Annotated in this window: 1 protein-coding gene; it reads left to right on the plus strand. The window is 36.6% G+C overall.

The features are described from left to right. Nucleotides 1–538 (plus strand): glycosyltransferase family 2 protein (locus tag BKN38_RS10150; protein ID WP_371113564.1); only part of this gene is annotated, 538 nt, incomplete at both ends.

Consider the following 538-nt stretch of genomic DNA (forward strand, 5'->3'; position numbering starts at 1 on the left):
CCCAACCCACCAACACAAACCCAAAAGTCGCCATCATCATCCCAATCTACAATGTCGAAAAGTATCTTAGAGAATGTCTAGATTCTGTATGCAATCAGACATATAAAAACATATCAATAATCCTCGTAGATGATGGCAGCACAGATAAAAGTGCTAGTATTGCCAAAGAGTTTTTTGATAAAGATGAAAGAGTGGTGCTTATCACTAAGGCAAATGGAGCGCAAGGAAGCGCTAGAAATGCTGGAATAGAATATTTGCTTGGTGGGTTTGAATATGAGTTATTATCACAAACAAACAATAACAGACAATCAAATAACAACAAACAAGAAAATAATGAGCAGGCAAAAAATCAACAGGCATATGCGAACAATCAGCAAACCAAAGACATAGATTCGAAAAATAAAGATTCAATGGATTCTATAACCCCAACCACCTACATCTCAAAAGCCACTCTAAAACCAAATGCTTTGAGTGCCAATAATATGAATTATAACACTGGCAAAGATATGTTTCCACTGGGTGATGGAGAAGCAGAAAG

The sequence above is a fragment of the Helicobacter sp. CLO-3 genome (genome assembly GCF_001854545.1).
Taxonomy (GTDB): Bacteria; Campylobacterota; Campylobacteria; order Campylobacterales; family Helicobacteraceae; genus Helicobacter_B.